At 34.4% G+C, this 15,127-nt stretch carries 21 protein-coding genes and 1 pseudogene; 3 read left to right on the top strand and 19 right to left on the bottom strand.

Annotated elements, in window-relative coordinates; genetic code table 11:
* Positions 1-22: 22 nt before the first annotated feature.
* The 9 genes from ACE1MS_RS09625 to ACE1MS_RS09585 all read right to left on the bottom strand — a co-directional run bounded on the left by ACE1MS_RS09625 (position 23) and on the right by ACE1MS_RS09585 (position 3,506).
* The gene (locus ACE1MS_RS09625; RefSeq protein ID WP_447402874.1) at positions 23-187 is read right to left on the bottom strand and encodes a hypothetical protein; all 165 of its coding nucleotides are present in this window, start codon (positions 185-187) and stop codon (positions 23-25) included.
* Between the two features lie 68 nt (positions 188-255).
* A complete protein-coding gene (locus ACE1MS_RS09620; RefSeq protein WP_447402873.1) occupies positions 256-579 on the bottom strand; it encodes a hypothetical protein in 324 nt (107 codons plus the stop codon).
* Between the two features lie 29 nt (positions 580-608).
* On the bottom strand, positions 609-1,034 hold the full coding sequence (locus ACE1MS_RS09615; protein ID WP_447402872.1) for an ArpU family phage packaging/lysis transcriptional regulator: 426 nt from the start codon (positions 1,032-1,034) through the stop codon (positions 609-611).
* Positions 1,035-1,130: 96 nt separating this feature from the next.
* On the bottom strand, positions 1,131-1,337 hold the full coding sequence (locus ACE1MS_RS09610; protein ID WP_031417561.1) for a hypothetical protein: 207 nt from the start codon (positions 1,335-1,337) through the stop codon (positions 1,131-1,133).
* A gap of 102 nt (positions 1,338-1,439) precedes the next feature.
* Positions 1,440-1,595 carry a DUF6906 family protein gene (locus tag ACE1MS_RS09605; protein WP_196243971.1) on the bottom strand — a complete coding sequence of 52 codons (156 nt, stop codon included), beginning with the start codon at positions 1,593-1,595 and terminating at the stop codon, positions 1,440-1,442.
* A 14-nt stretch (positions 1,596-1,609) separates the two neighbouring features.
* On the bottom strand, positions 1,610-2,224 hold the full coding sequence (locus ACE1MS_RS09600) for a Rha family transcriptional regulator (protein ID WP_051889589.1): 615 nt from the start codon (positions 2,222-2,224) through the stop codon (positions 1,610-1,612).
* Between the two features lie 21 nt (positions 2,225-2,245).
* Positions 2,246-2,617: a hypothetical protein gene (locus tag ACE1MS_RS09595; protein ID WP_036167994.1), complete on the bottom strand. Its 372-nt coding sequence runs from the start codon at positions 2,615-2,617 to the stop codon at positions 2,246-2,248.
* A 334-nt stretch (positions 2,618-2,951) separates the two neighbouring features.
* Positions 2,952-3,230: a hypothetical protein gene (locus ACE1MS_RS09590; RefSeq protein ID WP_447402871.1), complete on the bottom strand. Its 279-nt coding sequence runs from the start codon at positions 3,228-3,230 to the stop codon at positions 2,952-2,954.
* Positions 3,231-3,314: 84 nt separating this feature from the next.
* Complete coding sequence (locus tag ACE1MS_RS09585; protein ID WP_447402870.1) at positions 3,315-3,506, bottom strand: hypothetical protein; 192 nt, start codon at positions 3,504-3,506, stop codon at positions 3,315-3,317.
* A gap of 151 nt (positions 3,507-3,657) precedes the next feature.
* On the opposite strand from ACE1MS_RS09585, the gene ACE1MS_RS09580 reads away from it, so the two are divergent.
* Entirely contained in the window at positions 3,658-4,179 is a 522-nt protein-coding gene (locus ACE1MS_RS09580; protein ID WP_447402869.1) for a helix-turn-helix domain-containing protein, read from the top strand.
* Between the two features lie 236 nt (positions 4,180-4,415).
* On the opposite strand, the gene ACE1MS_RS09575 is transcribed toward ACE1MS_RS09580, so the two are convergent.
* Complete coding sequence (locus tag ACE1MS_RS09575; protein ID WP_447402868.1) at positions 4,416-4,580, bottom strand: hypothetical protein; 165 nt, start codon at positions 4,578-4,580, stop codon at positions 4,416-4,418.
* A 341-nt stretch (positions 4,581-4,921) separates the two neighbouring features.
* Between ACE1MS_RS09575 and ACE1MS_RS09570 the strand changes: the two genes are divergently transcribed.
* Positions 4,922-6,121, top strand: coding sequence for a tyrosine-type recombinase/integrase (locus ACE1MS_RS09570; protein WP_447402867.1), 1,200 nt, complete (start codon positions 4,922-4,924; stop codon positions 6,119-6,121).
* 305 nt (positions 6,122-6,426) lie between these two features.
* Positions 6,427-6,559: pseudogene (locus ACE1MS_RS09565) on the top strand (IS1595 family transposase); the annotation flags it as partial.
* 111 nt (positions 6,560-6,670) lie between these two features.
* On the opposite strand, the gene ACE1MS_RS09560 reads toward ACE1MS_RS09565, so the two are convergent.
* The 9 genes from ACE1MS_RS09560 to ACE1MS_RS09520 all read right to left on the bottom strand — a co-directional run bounded on the left by ACE1MS_RS09560 (position 6,671) and on the right by ACE1MS_RS09520 (position 15,118).
* Positions 6,671-6,826 carry a hypothetical protein gene (locus ACE1MS_RS09560; protein WP_012294197.1) on the bottom strand — a complete coding sequence of 52 codons (156 nt, stop codon included), beginning with the start codon at positions 6,824-6,826 and terminating at the stop codon, positions 6,671-6,673.
* A 187-nt stretch (positions 6,827-7,013) separates the two neighbouring features.
* Positions 7,014-7,298, bottom strand: a complete 285-nt coding sequence (locus tag ACE1MS_RS09555) for a hypothetical protein (protein WP_036161459.1) — start codon at positions 7,296-7,298, stop codon at positions 7,014-7,016.
* 13 nt (positions 7,299-7,311) lie between these two features.
* Positions 7,312-8,022, bottom strand: a complete 711-nt coding sequence (locus tag ACE1MS_RS09550) for a hypothetical protein (RefSeq protein ID WP_036161455.1) — start codon at positions 8,020-8,022, stop codon at positions 7,312-7,314.
* Between the two features lie 485 nt (positions 8,023-8,507).
* Positions 8,508-9,389, bottom strand: coding sequence for a helix-turn-helix domain-containing protein (locus tag ACE1MS_RS09545; RefSeq protein WP_207974148.1), 882 nt, complete (start codon positions 9,387-9,389; stop codon positions 8,508-8,510).
* A gap of 1,419 nt (positions 9,390-10,808) precedes the next feature.
* Positions 10,809-11,357: a histidine phosphatase family protein gene (locus ACE1MS_RS09540; protein WP_197224378.1), complete on the bottom strand. Its 549-nt coding sequence runs from the start codon at positions 11,355-11,357 to the stop codon at positions 10,809-10,811.
* 565 nt (positions 11,358-11,922) lie between these two features.
* Positions 11,923-12,714 (bottom strand): nucleotidyl transferase AbiEii/AbiGii toxin family protein, encoded by a 792-nt coding sequence (locus ACE1MS_RS09535; protein ID WP_447402866.1) that lies wholly within the window; start codon positions 12,712-12,714, stop codon positions 11,923-11,925.
* A gap of 558 nt (positions 12,715-13,272) precedes the next feature.
* Entirely contained in the window at positions 13,273-13,845 is a 573-nt protein-coding gene (locus ACE1MS_RS09530) for a hypothetical protein (RefSeq protein WP_447402865.1), read from the bottom strand.
* 65 nt (positions 13,846-13,910) lie between these two features.
* Positions 13,911-14,699 (bottom strand): class I SAM-dependent methyltransferase, encoded by a 789-nt coding sequence (locus ACE1MS_RS09525; RefSeq protein WP_447402864.1) that lies wholly within the window; start codon positions 14,697-14,699, stop codon positions 13,911-13,913.
* Positions 14,687-15,118, bottom strand: coding sequence for a BrxA/BrxB family bacilliredoxin (locus tag ACE1MS_RS09520; RefSeq protein ID WP_012294187.1), 432 nt, complete (start codon positions 15,116-15,118; stop codon positions 14,687-14,689). The genes ACE1MS_RS09525 and ACE1MS_RS09520 overlap by 13 nt, the downstream gene beginning before the upstream one ends.
* Between the last annotated feature and the right edge of the window lie 9 nt (positions 15,119-15,127).

Here is a 15,127-nt window from a genome sequence, read left to right as displayed (position 1 = left end):
TTTGCTTTTATGTCATAAAGTGTTACTCACTACGAGTAATAAGATCAATTTTTTGTGACCTTTCTAAGTACGATTTTATGTACGTTACATCAGCTATTGAGGGGTGGTAGATTCTCTCATCACCTAGCCATTGATACGTCATAATAGGATTTTCTGGTATTGGACTACGAAAAAATCGTTGAAACATTGCTACTCTCCTTTTGATACTGCATTACTGAAGTATTTGAGCTACCTCACTTTTACATATTCTCTTCTTCAAAATTCATAAAATATATGCCATTTATCATCGAACTTAATTTCATACCAAGAAATCAAACCCAAAACATCAGATATTTTTTGTATCTCGAGATCCTCTAAAAGGGGATTTTCCTCAATGTTCCAATGGTCATATTCGTATCTGTTAATCTTCATTTTGTAATAAACCTTATTTGTATCATCTGCAAAAATTGCATATGCTTGATCATTCTGTTTCTCTAATTGAAGAAACGTTACCGATACTTTTTCTTCATTCTCTCCGCATCCACTAAGGAAAAATAGTGAGGATAATCCCAAGACTATTAGCATTGCTTTTACCTTCATGTAACTCCTCCTGTATAACTGACTTTCCATTATTCACTCTGGATAACCGTATCATCTGCAAGTTGAAGTCCTAACCAATAAAGTGCATCTTTTTTTAAAAGATAATAGGCAGAGCGACCTAAATTCAGTTCTGTGTAAACTAAGTCGTCACTTAAATATTTACCATCAGAACTTTTTGATAAGTATTTAAGCTGAATCAACTTCCGATGTAACTCTGGCAGACATTCTAAATTTGAATGAAATGCTTCTACCCATTCAGCTGCTGAAGCTCTTTTGATTGCTGTAGATTCCGTAGAGCTATGAAGACCGCCAGAATGAGCCGGTGTATCGCTCCAACGACTAGTCATGCTAGGTAAATGGCTAGCATTAGCTTGTAACGCCATTTCAAAATACTTTTGAAAACATTTATCAAGTACCCATTTAATTAACTCTTCTCTATTTTCTCGATTAGCCATTTCAACAGTTACAACCCTCCTTGTGAAAAATAGAAGTAATTGAAATACTAAAGATTTTGCTTTATATTTCCACACTCTTATGTTGTATCTAGGACACTACCAACCTTTAAAACATGCATCAAATAAGGATTGTCCATACCTTGATAAACTACTGTTCTTAATAGCAGCTGTTTGCTGTACAACTTTTGTCAAATCCCCATGTCTTCTACGTTTGGAAACGACAAAACCCACCCTATGGACCATTCCATCTGAAAATGTCATTGTCACTAATGAAACGAGCGTACCTTTTTTTGATTCTGGCATATTTAACTCTCCTAACTTTTTAAATTAAATATAAATAAAAACAACAGATTAAAATTATGAGAAAACACACTACATCTAACAATTCCTCACACCTTCCCATTGTTAAGGCGCAGGAATAACCTGTGCTCTACCAGAACTACGTTCGACAATTACCCATTCAACATTTGTTTTTTTGCTAAGTAGCCAATCATTCGGATCTAACCCCAATGATTGAAGATGCTGACGTTGCGAGACTGTTAATTTTTTACCATTCTTCATTGGACAACCCCCTTTTATTCGGTATATTCAATATCCTGAATCTCTTTAATTTTTTGGGGACTCCCCAATTTTGGCGGGTCCCAATTATTAATAATTGCCAATGCTTCAGCCAATGAGCTCCTTGGAATATCTTTATAGGACAACACTTGAAATTGTTCCTTCAGTGCCTTATATAAAGCAGAAAAATATTTTCTCTTAGCAAGGGGTGATAGATTTGGATATAGATTGGATATCCTCTCTTTTACAGCACTACTAATAATTTGTTGTTCATTAAAGAGCAAAGTATTTTGTCGATTAGCTAGTAATTGATGTGTATGATTAAATGCGGCTATGTAAAGTTCTTTGAATTGCATTGCCTTTTCGCCTGTATAACCCATAGCCAAAATAACAAATCCATCAAATGTTAAGACATACATAGGCATTTTTCGCCCTTGTCCATTTACATAATCCGCCTCGCCAATATTGGCGAGACGAAAAGCTTCTGAACATTTTAAGTTTCGTATATCGCGTAAAACCTTGTCATGCCCTTTTTGAAAGACCTTTGCAATAATCCGACTATCTGTAAAAGCTTTATTATCATTCACGAAAACAATTCCTTGATGACCTTCCAGCAATTGTTGTAGAGTCAAAACTAATGCCCCTTTCTATAGTTAAACTGTTTCTCTTTGTCTACTATCTACGCTCCACATTTCTATCCCATCGATAGTGACTTTATAGTGTTCAATTAGCCAATTTTCATTTGTTGTTTCTTTAAACCAGGGCTGTTGCTGGTCTTTAGTTGTAATGGCCAAAAAAGCTTCTTTTGTGAGTAAAACATTGCCAATTTTATTATTTTGATCTTTAGAAATACTGATAATGCCTATTCTTAGAGCTTCCGTCTGAAGATCCTGTTGTATTCTAACAAAACGCGGATTGAGGTTGAAAAAATAGACATCTTGATTGGTCTTAAAATGTTCCTCGAAGTCTTGCTGTACCTGTAAAACCATATCGATAAATGATCTAATTTGGTTTAACCTTTGCATCAATATTCCTCCCTTTAAAATTTAATAGTCCTCATCAATAATAGGGTACATTCTGTACTTTCCTAGGACCCTCATTATCCATCATCAATTTTTGATATTTTTAAAAAATTTAATGTCCTATCCTCTAAAACAATTTTGTAATTATTCCATTCGTTACACCATTTCATCAGTTTCCTTTTACTAACCTGCTATCGAAAATACCTCTTCTCTAAGCAATAAAGGAACCTCTCCCACGTTTTTTAATATTTCGCTTGGAAAGTTCAAATAAATAGCAATAATATGATTTTCAATTCTTACGCGCTGCCAAGCTTATAATTTAAAATCCCATCAACTATTACCATTCACTTGTAATTTCTTTCATTACATCACGTGCCTCTTTTGCAGGCCACCAACGCTTTTTTACTTTTCTAACTTCAATCGCTCGCATCCGTACATCACAAAAAATTTCATCCTCCAACCATCTTTTTGACATACATGTAAGTGCAGACAGTTTATCTGCATCGATATACCATAGCTCCCACAAAGCTTCATGCAGTGCTTCATCCAACTTTTTTTTTACATACTTCTGAGCTGATTGTTTATTAAATGGTGGTTCAACGATTGTTGGTTGCATATTCTAGACTCCTCTCTTCAACGTAATTATTTAAGGATATGCCCATAGTCCACACCCACTACAAATATGTTTCTTGCAATATCACTAAACTAAAATCTTATTTTCATTTAATTCATTTTTCTGTGCTTTACCAATACAAATACCAGCCTGAATACCCGATTCATAACCTTTGATGTAATTTTCAATTGAACGTTGTTGTTCTTCTGTTAAAGTCCCCAACAAATGCACCATACGTTCAAATGAAGGTTTATCTTTAATGTTTAAAATAATATCCATCTACTATCTAACTCCTTTCATCATTATCGGATAAACTATATATTATTATAGATAATCTATTTAATCAATATGTTTTTCTATTTCATTTTATAGACTATCCGATTTTTTGCTGATATGATGAGAATAATCTATATAGGAAGGAGGAAAGATTTTGTATAGTAATTTAGATATTCATGAGCGAATAAAATATCTAAGAGAAAAAGTACTCAAGCTTAAACAAAGTGAAATGTCCTTAAAAATTGGATTAAAACAAGGTTCTTTATCAGACATAGAAAGAAAAAAAACTAAAACTGTAACGGATCGTATTATTAAAGACATTTCTCGAGAATTTAACATTAGTGAAAACTGGTTAAGGACTGGTAAAGGGGAAATGTTTATTACATTAGAAACATTTTCCCTAGATGAGCAAGCTAAAAAGAACAAACTCACAGATTTAGAAATTGCAATCATGCGAAGCTATATGAATTTGGATCGTGAAATACGTGAGAAATTGATGGATGAACTTGAAGCGATTTTTAAGACTTCTAATGAAACGGCAGCTACTATTGAAGATAAGGGTATAGATGCTGAGATTGAAGCTGAACTAGAAGATTATCGGAAGGAATTAGAAGCTGAGAAAAAGGGGAAAATATTATCAGCATTACCAAAGTCAGAAAGAAAAGAATCCAGTTAAAAACTAAGAATAAGAAATAAAGGGATTCGCCAATGTAGGCGAATCCCTAAATACAGCTCTTAACTAAAAATGCTGTGGTAAAATTTCTTGTAAATCAAATAACCACCCAATCATAAATTTGATAGGTGGTTTTAATATTGATTTAGAAGTAATATTTAAATATTAGTTAGTTTAAATTTAACAATAATAAAGTTATTTAATAATCAAAAAAAGAAATACCTTAAAAAAGATGTAAGTTAATTGCATTTTTGACATTCTAAAACCCAGTTAAATTGAACTTGTTCTATATCTTTTTCTGTGATCTCCGTTAGTTCCTCACACACTTCACAATATAAAGGTAGCGCCTCTAATTTTTTTAATATTTCCAACATCATTTCTTTACCTTTGTCAGCATTTAACATACTAATCCACTTAGTTTTAATTAAGATATTATTATAAAACTTGGGAGGTGGAAACAAATTTTAACTTTTATTACCAATATTGATTTCCCCAAAGTTAAAAACATTCGTTCGCCTATTAAATTATAAGTGAATGGACGTAGTTTATTCAAACATTTAAACAAATATTTTACATTTTAGAAGGCTTTTTTTGTAAACAATTTAAACAAATCCAAAAACCTCAATTTGCAAAGGTGTTATAACAACTATTATAATATTTATGTAGTTATCGAAAAAAATTACTACATTACTTCGTTTATATTCTTCAGACTTACGCGCTGCCAAGCTGGAAAGGACTGAAGTGAATGAAGTTATTTAAATCAAAAAAAGAACCAGAAATATACTACTATTACAATGTCAAAGGCGAAAAACTGTGGATGTATCGTCACAAATTTTATGATGCAGCTGGAAGTAGAAAAGAAAAGAAAAAAAGCAGCTTTAAAACAGAGAAAGCAGCTTTAAAAGCCCTACTAGAAGTAAAAGCTGCAACACTACAAGGCGATACAAAGCATATAGAATATGATAATTTAACTGTTGGGCAATGGCTAGATACTTGGCTTGAAATGAATAAAAACAAGTGGAAAGTTACTACGATGAAGCAACGTAAATTAGCGGTAAAAAACCATTTTAAGCCACTAATTGGCCACTATAAACTACAAAAGTTAGATCGTATAACGTATCAAAGGGTTTTTATTGATATATTGGAGCAAAAATTTAAACCTGGTACAGTTTATTTATTTCATTCAATTTTTAAAATTGCTATTAATGCAGCTGTCGAAGAAGAATTACTTATTCGCAACCGTTTTACAAAAGTTGTTATAAAAGACGAATTTAAATTAACAAAAGAAACCTACAACTATTTAACCATTGAAGAATTAAATATATTTCTCCACACAGCAAAAAAGTATGAAGACATTACTAGTTATACTTTTTTATTGGTAGCTGTCTACACAGGTATGCGCAAGGGCGAAATTTGTGGCTTACAGTGGGAAAATATAGATTTCAAAAATAATATAATTACAATTGAACGGACACGTGATGATATTGGTACACGTACCCCTAAAACTAAAAATAGTTATCGAAGAATTTTGGTTGATGATCTTGTAATTGATCAATTAAAAAAATATCAAGTATGGTGTAAACAAATTTTATTGAAACATGGCAAACAATTTGACAATCAGTTATTTGTATTTATTAATAAATCAAATAATCTATTGCATGGTGCTGCCATTCATAAATTGTTTAGAGATACGATTTTAAAAGCTGGTATATTAAACAATGATGGTGAACCAAAAATTACTTTTCATGGTTTACGTCATACCCATGCAACAATTTTATTAAATAGCGGACAGAACGTAAAAGCAATTGCTCAGCGCTTAGGAAATACTCCAGCAATGATTTATGAAATTTACGGCCATGTAATGAAAGAGTTAGAAGAACAAGCAGTGGAAGTTTTCAGTAGAAGTTTGGAATACGGAACTGGGGCTAGCAGTGGGGCTAATTAATATAAAAGTCCGTGTAAACGTTGATAAATCAATACTTTTGTCATTTATTTAATGTTTCACGGACTAATTTTTTTATTTTGTAATATGTACCCTACAAAGCCCTCAAAAGCCTGTTCTATGCAGCTTTTGGGGTTTTTCATTTTTCTTTACAATGCACAATGCAGATTAACGCAAAGTAAATTTATGTAGTAATGCGTATTAACTTTTGGCTGCATTAACTGTGCATCCACCCATCGCCTTTATGAGTATCGATTTCTGCATCAAAATTGGACTAATTTTCTGTTTAATAAAGTCTCTTTTTCTTTGTGAACCGACTACATGCACGTTTAAAACATTGGATAAATCGTTTTAAAGGAGTTGTTTGTAAATACCTCAATCATTTACTTACAGCGGTTTTTATTTGTAGATAGTCATAGCAATGAAGGTACAAAAAATGACAGAAACATATCGTAGTGGACACTGTCGTATTTTTTATTTAGTAGTTCAATGACTATTGAAGATACTTTTAATAAAAATTAGAGCCACAGTTTAGTGACTCTAATTTTATGTCTATTCTTTACAAAAATCCACAAATTTTTTTGCCTGTATTAAGGACATATCGGTTTGCTCTCTCACAAACTTCACCGCTTTAATTTCACCGTCGGACTTTATTTTCTCTTTTACTAAGGCAATCAGTTCTTTATTATAGATTTTAGTATAATCCATTTTTCCGACCTCCTCTAATCTATAATACCTTATACGACTACTTTAACCATTTAGTTTCAAATATATATTAATACCACAAAAAGGCATTTTTAAAAATAAGGAAAAATCGATTGTAAGGGCTCATCTATACCAGATAAAACAACATTAAAATTTAACAGTGCCTTATGTTTAAAAAAATTCTAAGTATTTAAATGATCCAGTATGTCATGCCAATAGCTGTTAGAACAGCCACTCCAAAAGATCCCAGTACTAACCAGCGCGGAACATGATTAGTCTTCTTTATTGTCACATATTCTATCACTCGAACTACTACGTAAATAAAAGCAGCCGGCATAATAAGCGTATCAAAAGTAATAGGTCCATTCAATGCAATCATTAAAGCAATAAATAGCATCCCAAAAACTAATAATGACATGAATCCATGACTAATTGGATCAAAAATTCCACTTTGCGAGGTCCTAGGGTTCTTCATTTAAACACCTCTCTTATTCAAAGCAATAGGTTTGAACTCCATCGATACCTAAAATTTCAGCAGCCGCTCCTCCACCAATTGCTAACCAATCGCTAGTAGTTGATGCTTTAGCTAATAATTGAACAGTAGCTTTAACTCCGCCTAATCCTTTAATTGCTTTATAGGCAGCCGCTCCTGGAACAAATACTGCTGTAATGGCAGCTCCACATTTAGCTATATCCCAAGTTTTACCAGCTATAACCTTTATGTCGTCCCAAAGATCTCCCCAAAAACCTAATGGCATAATTTCATTTTCCCCAGATTTTTTAATAGCAACTAAATCACCATTCTCCTCTACTATAACAGATTTGACATCTGCTGAAAAATGAACAGGAGATCCAAGTTCTTCAAACATGTCATTTAAAACCGTTACTTCTTTAGCATTTTCTGCTAATACAATATTACTATCTAATTGATCTGTACTAAAATTAGGGTCAAATAGTGCACCTAAAAAATCTTCTTGTTGTTTCTCAGTGTCTAACCCTATTAATACTTCATTAATTGCTTGAAGTTGTGTCACCACTTCATCTGCAATATTTTGTTGTTCTGGTGTAAACTGTGAAATTTGACTCGCCTCTAAGCTAATAGTATCCTTTTTCTCTGCGGCAAATGATGTTGATGTGCCTATTAAACCGAAAGTCATAACTGCGCATGAAACTGAAAGTACTAATTTCTTTAAAACCATGATATCATACACCCTTCTAATTAAATTTTAATGAAATAACGACAGAGTCATATAATTCTAGTCTATTGATGTTTTTAGCCTGTCAACCAAATAACTAGACTATTAAAATAATTACTTTCACTTACGCAAATAAACACCCTCAGTAACCCATAACATTAAGTATCTAGTTACAGATTACAGCAACTTCAAAAATCAACCATTATAAACATAGATTTTTGATTTGCGTACCAATAATGGCTTTTTCATCATCATTTCCCCCCTTTGCGTTTAAGGATGTACTCATAATAATACAAATATTGTAAAAAATCATTTCGATCTGAAGTGAAAAATATAAAGATACTTATATTTACCCATTTAGCCTTAGAAATGGGTAAGAATAGGATATAAGAATGTTTCACTAGGAGGTATATGAATTATGAAGAGTGGGTAAATAAAAAAAAGCTCCCCTTTTACCTGATTCATAGGGAAGCAATTTTTTATACATATCATGTGAACAAGTGCCTTTGCTCATGGTAGACAATTTGATAATACAAAGAATTATTTAATAATTTAAAGAAGAATCCTGCATTCTTATAATGCGTGTTTATTAAATCCTTATTTTCTCCAACACGTTCATAACATTTTGCTAAATAATAATTATAGTGACCAAGAAAAGACATATTTTCTAATTTGACAGATCGTTTAATCCCTTCTTGTAGTAAATCTATTGCTTCCTTATATGACTTCATATCATAGAAAGTTTTGGATTTATTATAAATAACTCTTAATATATAAACGTCCCTGCTCATTTTTGGTGAAGTTTCATTAAGTAGCTCTAAATTGATTTTATTATAGTAAACCAATGCGGATTTATAATCATTATTCGTTGCATAGATAAACGCAATAGTATTACAAATACGTTCCTTTAAAAAATCTTTATCTAATATCACAGAGTATTTTGTTGATAGGAGCTCTTTTAAATTACGTATTACTTCATTGAATCGTATTTTCTTTAATTTATAAGAACTCAAATTTAATTGCCATTTTAAGAAATGGTTAAGCCATGGATCAACGGGTTCTGCGATTTCTTTTACCGCAATTTCATAAATTTGCTCATATTTATGTTTTGCTGTCAATTCTTCGAAATACATGACCAGCTGGTGGACTTGACTGTAATTATTCATAAACAAGACATGGAGGAAATAAGAAAATGGTTTTTTCAAACGGAGAGATAAGTAATAAATTGTATCTAAGCTTGGTAATATTTCACCCTTCTCAATTAAACTGATTGTCGGTTGTGTACATATTCCATCACTAAGCTGCTTTTGGGTTAGCTTTAAGTTTTTTCTAGTATTATATATTACATTTCCTAACTCTTGTATATTCATTTTCTAACACCTCTTTACCTTTAAATATACTTAAAAGGAGAATATCAAATGAAAAAATTAAAAACAGTATTAATTCTTGCTCTACTAGCTACGCTAATTGTTACTGGTCACGACTCAATTATTACAACACTAGATTTACCTTATGAAGCTTAAGAAATCCAATATATAGTAATTAAAAATTTTATTTCTCAGGACCCACTCATCGTTGAATTAAACCTAAATGAAAAACCATGTGCCCTCTTATATGGAAAGCGCAAGGTTTTTCATTTTTTTACAATTGCTTTTTAATACAATTCAGTTCATTGTAAAGATCGTAGCAGCACGTTGGACATTCTTCACATTCCTTATTAAAGAAATGTTCCCGATTGTTGAATATCGTTTATCACTTAAAGACCCTATAATTGAAGTATAGGAACGATAGAAAATGTAGTTTTAAAGCGTCAATATACAGGTTTTTATTCAGCAAACACACTTACACATCAAAGCTGTATAAACAATAATCAAAGGAAAATCCATGAAATGTTGGCTTAACAGCATTTCTCGAATTTCGATTTCTCTCCAAACTTTAATTTGGGAATGTTTTTAAGTTTATCTATGTATACGTTAAATCCTCTTTTCATTAAAGCACCACCCGTGTGCCTTCCTTGTAGGGCCAAGTTAGCACGCCATCACAGAAATTGAAAGCTGGTTAAGTTCTCGAGTTTAATTTCGTTATATGCGAGTTAACGGTGTTTCTGGTCGACTAGAGCAATACTTGCAAGTAGGATCACTACATGTTGATTCAGTCCAACTATTACATTTAGGACAAAAATAAGCATCAAAATCATCGTAATATAATTAATTACATTTGCATTTAGAACATTTATCTTGTTTCATTTCACCATAAAATTCAAAATCATCTATCATCACTTTGCCGTAGCCTTCTGTTATTTTCATAAATAACCTCCTTGAAATCAATTAATTGGTAATTGATTACCATATTAGAATATATTATCCATGCAATTATTTCAAATATTTTACATTATTTTTCACCTTTCTACTTCGTTAAAGAGCGATTTGGAAAGCTTTCCTCGTAGCGTCACCACAGTAACCTCCAAAAATTTTTGAATTAAACTATTAATCTATTGGAGGGCATAATGAACACGAACAGAAATGAGGGCCCTATAAGCTATAAAAATAAAAAATTCTCTATTTATTCATTGGAAGAAATTGAAAAACTGCTTGAACATTTTTTATCATAAAAAAATTATCGATGATAGTTGTTTTCTATTGGCAACGATAGATGTATCTAGCACATAAAATTAAGCCAAAAAAAGTCGGTTTCCTGTGCGTTCAGGAAACCAACTGCTCAATCTAAACTGGTCTATTAACATATGATTTCTATAACCAAACTTTAAGCACATGCATTAGCCGTCCTTACTACATGCCTAGCCTCTTAACACCCACCAATTGCTGTCCCCTAAATTCCATTTTGTATATATCCGGCTTGGTTGTTTGTAGCAAAAAATCTAAATTGTACGTTTCATGAAAGTATCCCATCATCAAGGTCATGACTAATGCATGAGTTCCTATTACTACTTTTTGTCCCTCATAAGTAATTAATAGCTCTTTTAAAGCTCTTACAGCTCTTGTTTGACAATCGGTATTCGATTCTCCACCCTCTATTGCAAAATTGGGGTCCAAGAAGGATTTCTCCAATAGCGGAAATAATTGACTATCAGGTAATCGCTTTTCTTCTGAAGAAAAAATTCTCTCTTTTAATTCTTCACAAACGATCACTTCCTGACTCAATTGTTTAGCTAATGGCTCAACAGTTAATATTGAACGAGTATATGGACTGGATAGTATAATATCGATTCCTTCACTCTTTAACACATCAGCTATACTTTGAGCACCTAATTGTCCTTTCACAGTTAACCCTCTTGTCCGTTCATTTCCAACATACGGAGATTCACCGTGCCTTACCATATAAATGAACGTCGTTTTTCTATTATCAAATGCCACCACACTCACCTCGTGTATTATTTAGCAGGAATAATATATTAGATTAGATTCCAAAAATATATTCTTTATCCTTTTTTTAGTACCATTTTATAGAACGAATCTTAATGAAATGAGTTTCAAGAAATGTAATTTAACACCATCAATCAGCTCACATTGGTAATTTGATAAAGAATAAAGAGCTTTCTATTCGACTCGATCTGCTCCAATTCCTATTCTAAATTAAAAATAAAGAGCATCATCCTTTTCAGGAATGATGCTCTTATAAAACCATATTTACGTATGTTCAGGGTCTTACTATAACTGATAACTGCTATATTATGCTCCAACGGCTTGTTTATATATACCCTAGCTTGTTAAGGAGACAATTCATTATTATCGCCAATTCTGCACGGGTTGTGGTTGAAGTCTTTAAAAATCACCTTTATTATCCCCTATTGCGATACCGTTGGAAATGATTTTTTGCATTACCTCAGTAGCTCATATCTAACAATTGGGGTGCAGCTCATTATTATTCGCAAGGGTAGTATTTTTATTGCCAAGCTTGCTCCTTACTATTCCATTGTTTAAAAAACTCTCCATCTGCCACCATGGCTTCATATATGGGATCGAAAAATTGCTTAACGATTCCTTTTTCTAGTATAGGTGTTACCTCTAATGTCAGACGATGTTGATCAAGCATTTCTTCAAGATAAGCCTGTAATTTACGACCTTCTATGTGTTGTGTTTGTAGTACCCTCTCTATATCCAATACGACCTTTGAGGTCACAGCTGGATATTGGTAAATGTCAAGCAGGGCTTGGGCAACTAAATATTCAATTGGATATGTATAGAGCTCCGCTGGCTTCATGTCTAGCACTGATGGGGAAGTAATGATCTGTGGTGCGACTCGATTTTCTATAAAGGTTATTTTTACTTCTATGTATGTAGTGATAGAGCCCAATGTAGCTGGTATTTTCAAGTGAATACTCGTATCCATTATGATACTTTCTATGTCATTTTCGAAAAATTGAACACCGTCCTCTGGTATCTTAATCGAACAAATTTCTGCAAATGCCTGTTGAACTAAGTCGTTTTGATAAGCGCTTTGTTGGGCTGTAAGCGTTAGTTCATTTGGTGGCATCCCTACTCCTTCAGCCAATGTAAAGAATAAAAAATCCCCTTCTATGTAAAATTGATCATAATAGGATGATGTTGATAAACGGTTGAGAAGTCTTTCCTGACAATAAAACGGTATTAATTGCTCAATGCTTGCATTCTTCATTTCTGCCATTTTTGTTAATTGTGTGATTACATCTGCTGATTGTGTATTGATTTTCTCCATAAACTTCCCTCACCTTTTTGATTTTTCAGATTTTCAACTATAGAATTTTGACTTTTACTAAAATTCTTGCTTTCATTATTACTTATTTGTCTAGCATAGTAAACGGCAATGTATACCAGCATAATTTTGGCAACAAAAAAACTGCCAGCAACTCATGCGACAGCGTTCATCAATTAGACAAGGGGCAGCCTCGCTCATGCGAAACTACCCCTTTAGTATTTATAGGTAACATTTTCGTAAATTGTAAAAGTCTCAACCCAATCATCTGGGGAATATTATCTTGAAACAATAGTTGTTTCATCACCGCGGTAAAATTCCACTGTGTGCTCTCTAACTTAAGCAACGCAAACCCTACCATCTTTTGCGTCCTTGCAGCCCCAAAGCATGCGCCAGTGTGAATAAGTATCTACAAAAACAAAAAGCAGAATGCCAGATTACTGAAATATGCCACCTAAAATAGCACGTTTCCAATTATAGCACTCTACATTAAAAATGTAAAGCACTAATTTAAAATCTGTTAGCACCATTCGAATTATAGGACAAAAATCAATTGAGTTCCTATATTGAATGGCATTCTTTTCTTGAATAGATGAAGGCACCACCTGATCCCATAATCATTACATGTTTACCGGAAGGAGAAAACCCACATTTTATAGCACCATCCAAACGCTGTATATCAATAGCTGTAGCATGGTTCAAATAGCTATAACGGGGTGTAAATAGATACTCGAGTACTACTGTTGCACGTGGCCACCACGGGTAAATGACTTCAACCTGCCAGCCATCCGGTGTCACATGTATCCCATCTCCCGCTTCCAAGCCAAAAATGGCGGTAGGCTTTTTTGATATCGGAGAGTGAAAAATTAAGCGGTCTTCACTGACACAGTCCTCCGTCAATTCCTTATCTCGTTCTCGATGAAGACGAAGACCCGTTATCGGTTCAGTGACACTAAAGCCAGACCCACTTATGAGGATAATATTTTCATCTTGATCCCATCCACATGCTAGGACACCATTGGCAGCAATTACCGTTTCATGTTCCCACGGACTCGGAGGCTTTGTAGTTTTCAAAGATTGTGCCTTGGCTAGTAAATCTAGTTCAAAAGGGGTTCTAATTTCGTTAATCGTCATATGGGATTTGGAGCCTCCTTCTTATTACAATCTAGTTAAATAGAGGCCTGTCTAAAAACAAGCCCCTACACTTCGAGAACACCATAATGAAACTTAGCTGTCACTCGCTCGTATTGCTGAAAATGATATTTCCTAAACCATTCTGATCGAAAATGGGCTTTCAGCACCACTCTCTTTTTAGCGACCCGCATCGCTTCTTGCACCCATTCATCGGTTAAATTAACATGCTCACCTGCTAAGCGCAATGCCTCGAAATTATTGGACTCTTCAATCACTTCTTCGAACATAGGATCCATATAAACGACATCAAACGCATTCGCTGGCAATTCTTTTAAATAACGGACTGCCTCGGCATGGACGACCTCGATTTGTCGCATACAGGCCGTTAATGGTAGCTCTGTTGTATCATAAGTTTGCATCCCTTGCCCGACAACGAAGGCCACATTTGGATTCGCTTCCAAGCCTACTATGCGCCCTGTTTCCCCGACGATATAAGCCGCCAACATGGCATCCGCCGCTAGCCCAAGCGTACAATCCAGCACTGTATCACCTAGCTGAAGCTGGGCAGCCTCTAAAAATGGCTCCGCCTCACCTCGAGCGATCCGTTTTAAGCGAAACGCCGCAGAATTAGGATGGAAGAAAAACGGCTCTCCTGCCCCAAAAGCATAATAATCATAGCGATTCTTCCCTGCTACTAGGATATTCGCCTGAAATTCCTGTGACATCTTCCAAACAGAGCGCTTTTTCCTCGGCTCAAACGCAGCTCCTAATGTTTGACATGCAAAAGCAGCGAGCGCCATCGATTCCTCGTCTGGTCTGCCCGCTGTTGTTACAATCGTATTTATTGCTCGCATGTTTGCTCTAGCACGCCCGTTAAATGGGCAACAATTTGCTCCACAGGGAAGCCTTCAATTTGTTCACGTGGAATAAAGTAAGCCAATTCTCCATCCTTTAAAATCGCCATGGAAGGTGAGCTTGGTGGCACATCTTCAAAGTAACCGCGCATCGCCGCAGTCGCCTCTGGGTCCTGCCCCGCAAACACTGTCACAAGATGATCTGGCTTCACTGCCGCAATCGCCTCTCGCGCTGCTGGACGAGCAAGCCCTGCCGCACAACCACACACCGAGTTAATGACTACTAACGAAGTCCCCTTCGTCTCAGCCATAAATTCATTTACCGCATCAGCCGTCGTCAGCTCCGTAAACCCAGCTCCCACCAGCTCCTCACGCATTGGTTTCACAACCTGCTTCATATATTCATCATAAGCGTTCATGCTTTTACC

This window comes from Lysinibacillus sp. fkY74-1, from assembly GCF_053165895.1.
Note: the sequence above shows the minus strand (reverse complement) of the source record. Positions and strands in the feature narration are given on the sequence as shown.

What these genes read in the sequence shown, in the direction of transcription:
- ACE1MS_RS09625 (WP_447402874.1), bottom strand. Translation starts at nt 187, where the DNA reads ATGTTTCAACGATTTTTTCGTAGTCCAATACCAGAAAATCCTATTATG.
- ACE1MS_RS09620 (WP_447402873.1), bottom strand. Translation starts at nt 579, where the DNA reads ATGAAGGTAAAAGCAATGCTAATAGTCTTGGGATTATCCTCACTATTT.
- ACE1MS_RS09615 (WP_447402872.1), bottom strand. Translation starts at nt 1,034, where the DNA reads ATGGCTAATCGAGAAAATAGAGAAGAGTTAATTAAATGGGTACTTGAT.
- ACE1MS_RS09610 (WP_031417561.1), bottom strand. Translation starts at nt 1,337, where the DNA reads ATGCCAGAATCAAAAAAAGGTACGCTCGTTTCATTAGTGACAATGACA.
- ACE1MS_RS09605 (WP_196243971.1), bottom strand. Translation starts at nt 1,595, where the DNA reads ATGAAGAATGGTAAAAAATTAACAGTCTCGCAACGTCAGCATCTTCAA.
- ACE1MS_RS09595 (WP_036167994.1), bottom strand. Translation starts at nt 2,617, where the DNA reads ATGCAAAGGTTAAACCAAATTAGATCATTTATCGATATGGTTTTACAG.
- ACE1MS_RS09590 (WP_447402871.1), bottom strand. Translation starts at nt 3,230, where the DNA reads ATGCAACCAACAATCGTTGAACCACCATTTAATAAACAATCAGCTCAG.
- ACE1MS_RS09585 (WP_447402870.1), bottom strand. Translation starts at nt 3,506, where the DNA reads ATGGATATTATTTTAAACATTAAAGATAAACCTTCATTTGAACGTATG.
- ACE1MS_RS09575 (WP_447402868.1), bottom strand. Translation starts at nt 4,580, where the DNA reads ATGTTAAATGCTGACAAAGGTAAAGAAATGATGTTGGAAATATTAAAA.
- ACE1MS_RS09570 (WP_447402867.1), top strand. Translation starts at nt 4,922, where the DNA reads ATGAAGTTATTTAAATCAAAAAAAGAACCAGAAATATACTACTATTAC.
- ACE1MS_RS09560 (WP_012294197.1), bottom strand. Translation starts at nt 6,826, where the DNA reads ATGGATTATACTAAAATCTATAATAAAGAACTGATTGCCTTAGTAAAA.
- ACE1MS_RS09555 (WP_036161459.1), bottom strand. Translation starts at nt 7,298, where the DNA reads ATGAAGAACCCTAGGACCTCGCAAAGTGGAATTTTTGATCCAATTAGT.
- ACE1MS_RS09550 (WP_036161455.1), bottom strand. Translation starts at nt 8,022, where the DNA reads ATGGTTTTAAAGAAATTAGTACTTTCAGTTTCATGCGCAGTTATGACT.
- ACE1MS_RS09545 (WP_207974148.1), bottom strand. Translation starts at nt 9,389, where the DNA reads ATGAATATACAAGAGTTAGGAAATGTAATATATAATACTAGAAAAAAC.
- ACE1MS_RS09540 (WP_197224378.1), bottom strand. Translation starts at nt 11,357, where the DNA reads ATGGTAAGGCACGGTGAATCTCCGTATGTTGGAAATGAACGGACAAGA.
- ACE1MS_RS09535 (WP_447402866.1), bottom strand. Translation starts at nt 12,714, where the DNA reads ATGGAGAAAATCAATACACAATCAGCAGATGTAATCACACAATTAACA.
- ACE1MS_RS09530 (WP_447402865.1), bottom strand. Translation starts at nt 13,845, where the DNA reads ATGACGATTAACGAAATTAGAACCCCTTTTGAACTAGATTTACTAGCC.
- ACE1MS_RS09525 (WP_447402864.1), bottom strand. Translation starts at nt 14,699, where the DNA reads ATGCGAGCAATAAATACGATTGTAACAACAGCGGGCAGACCAGACGAG.
- ACE1MS_RS09520 (WP_012294187.1), bottom strand. Translation starts at nt 15,118, where the DNA reads ATGAACGCTTATGATGAATATATGAAGCAGGTTGTGAAACCAATGCGT.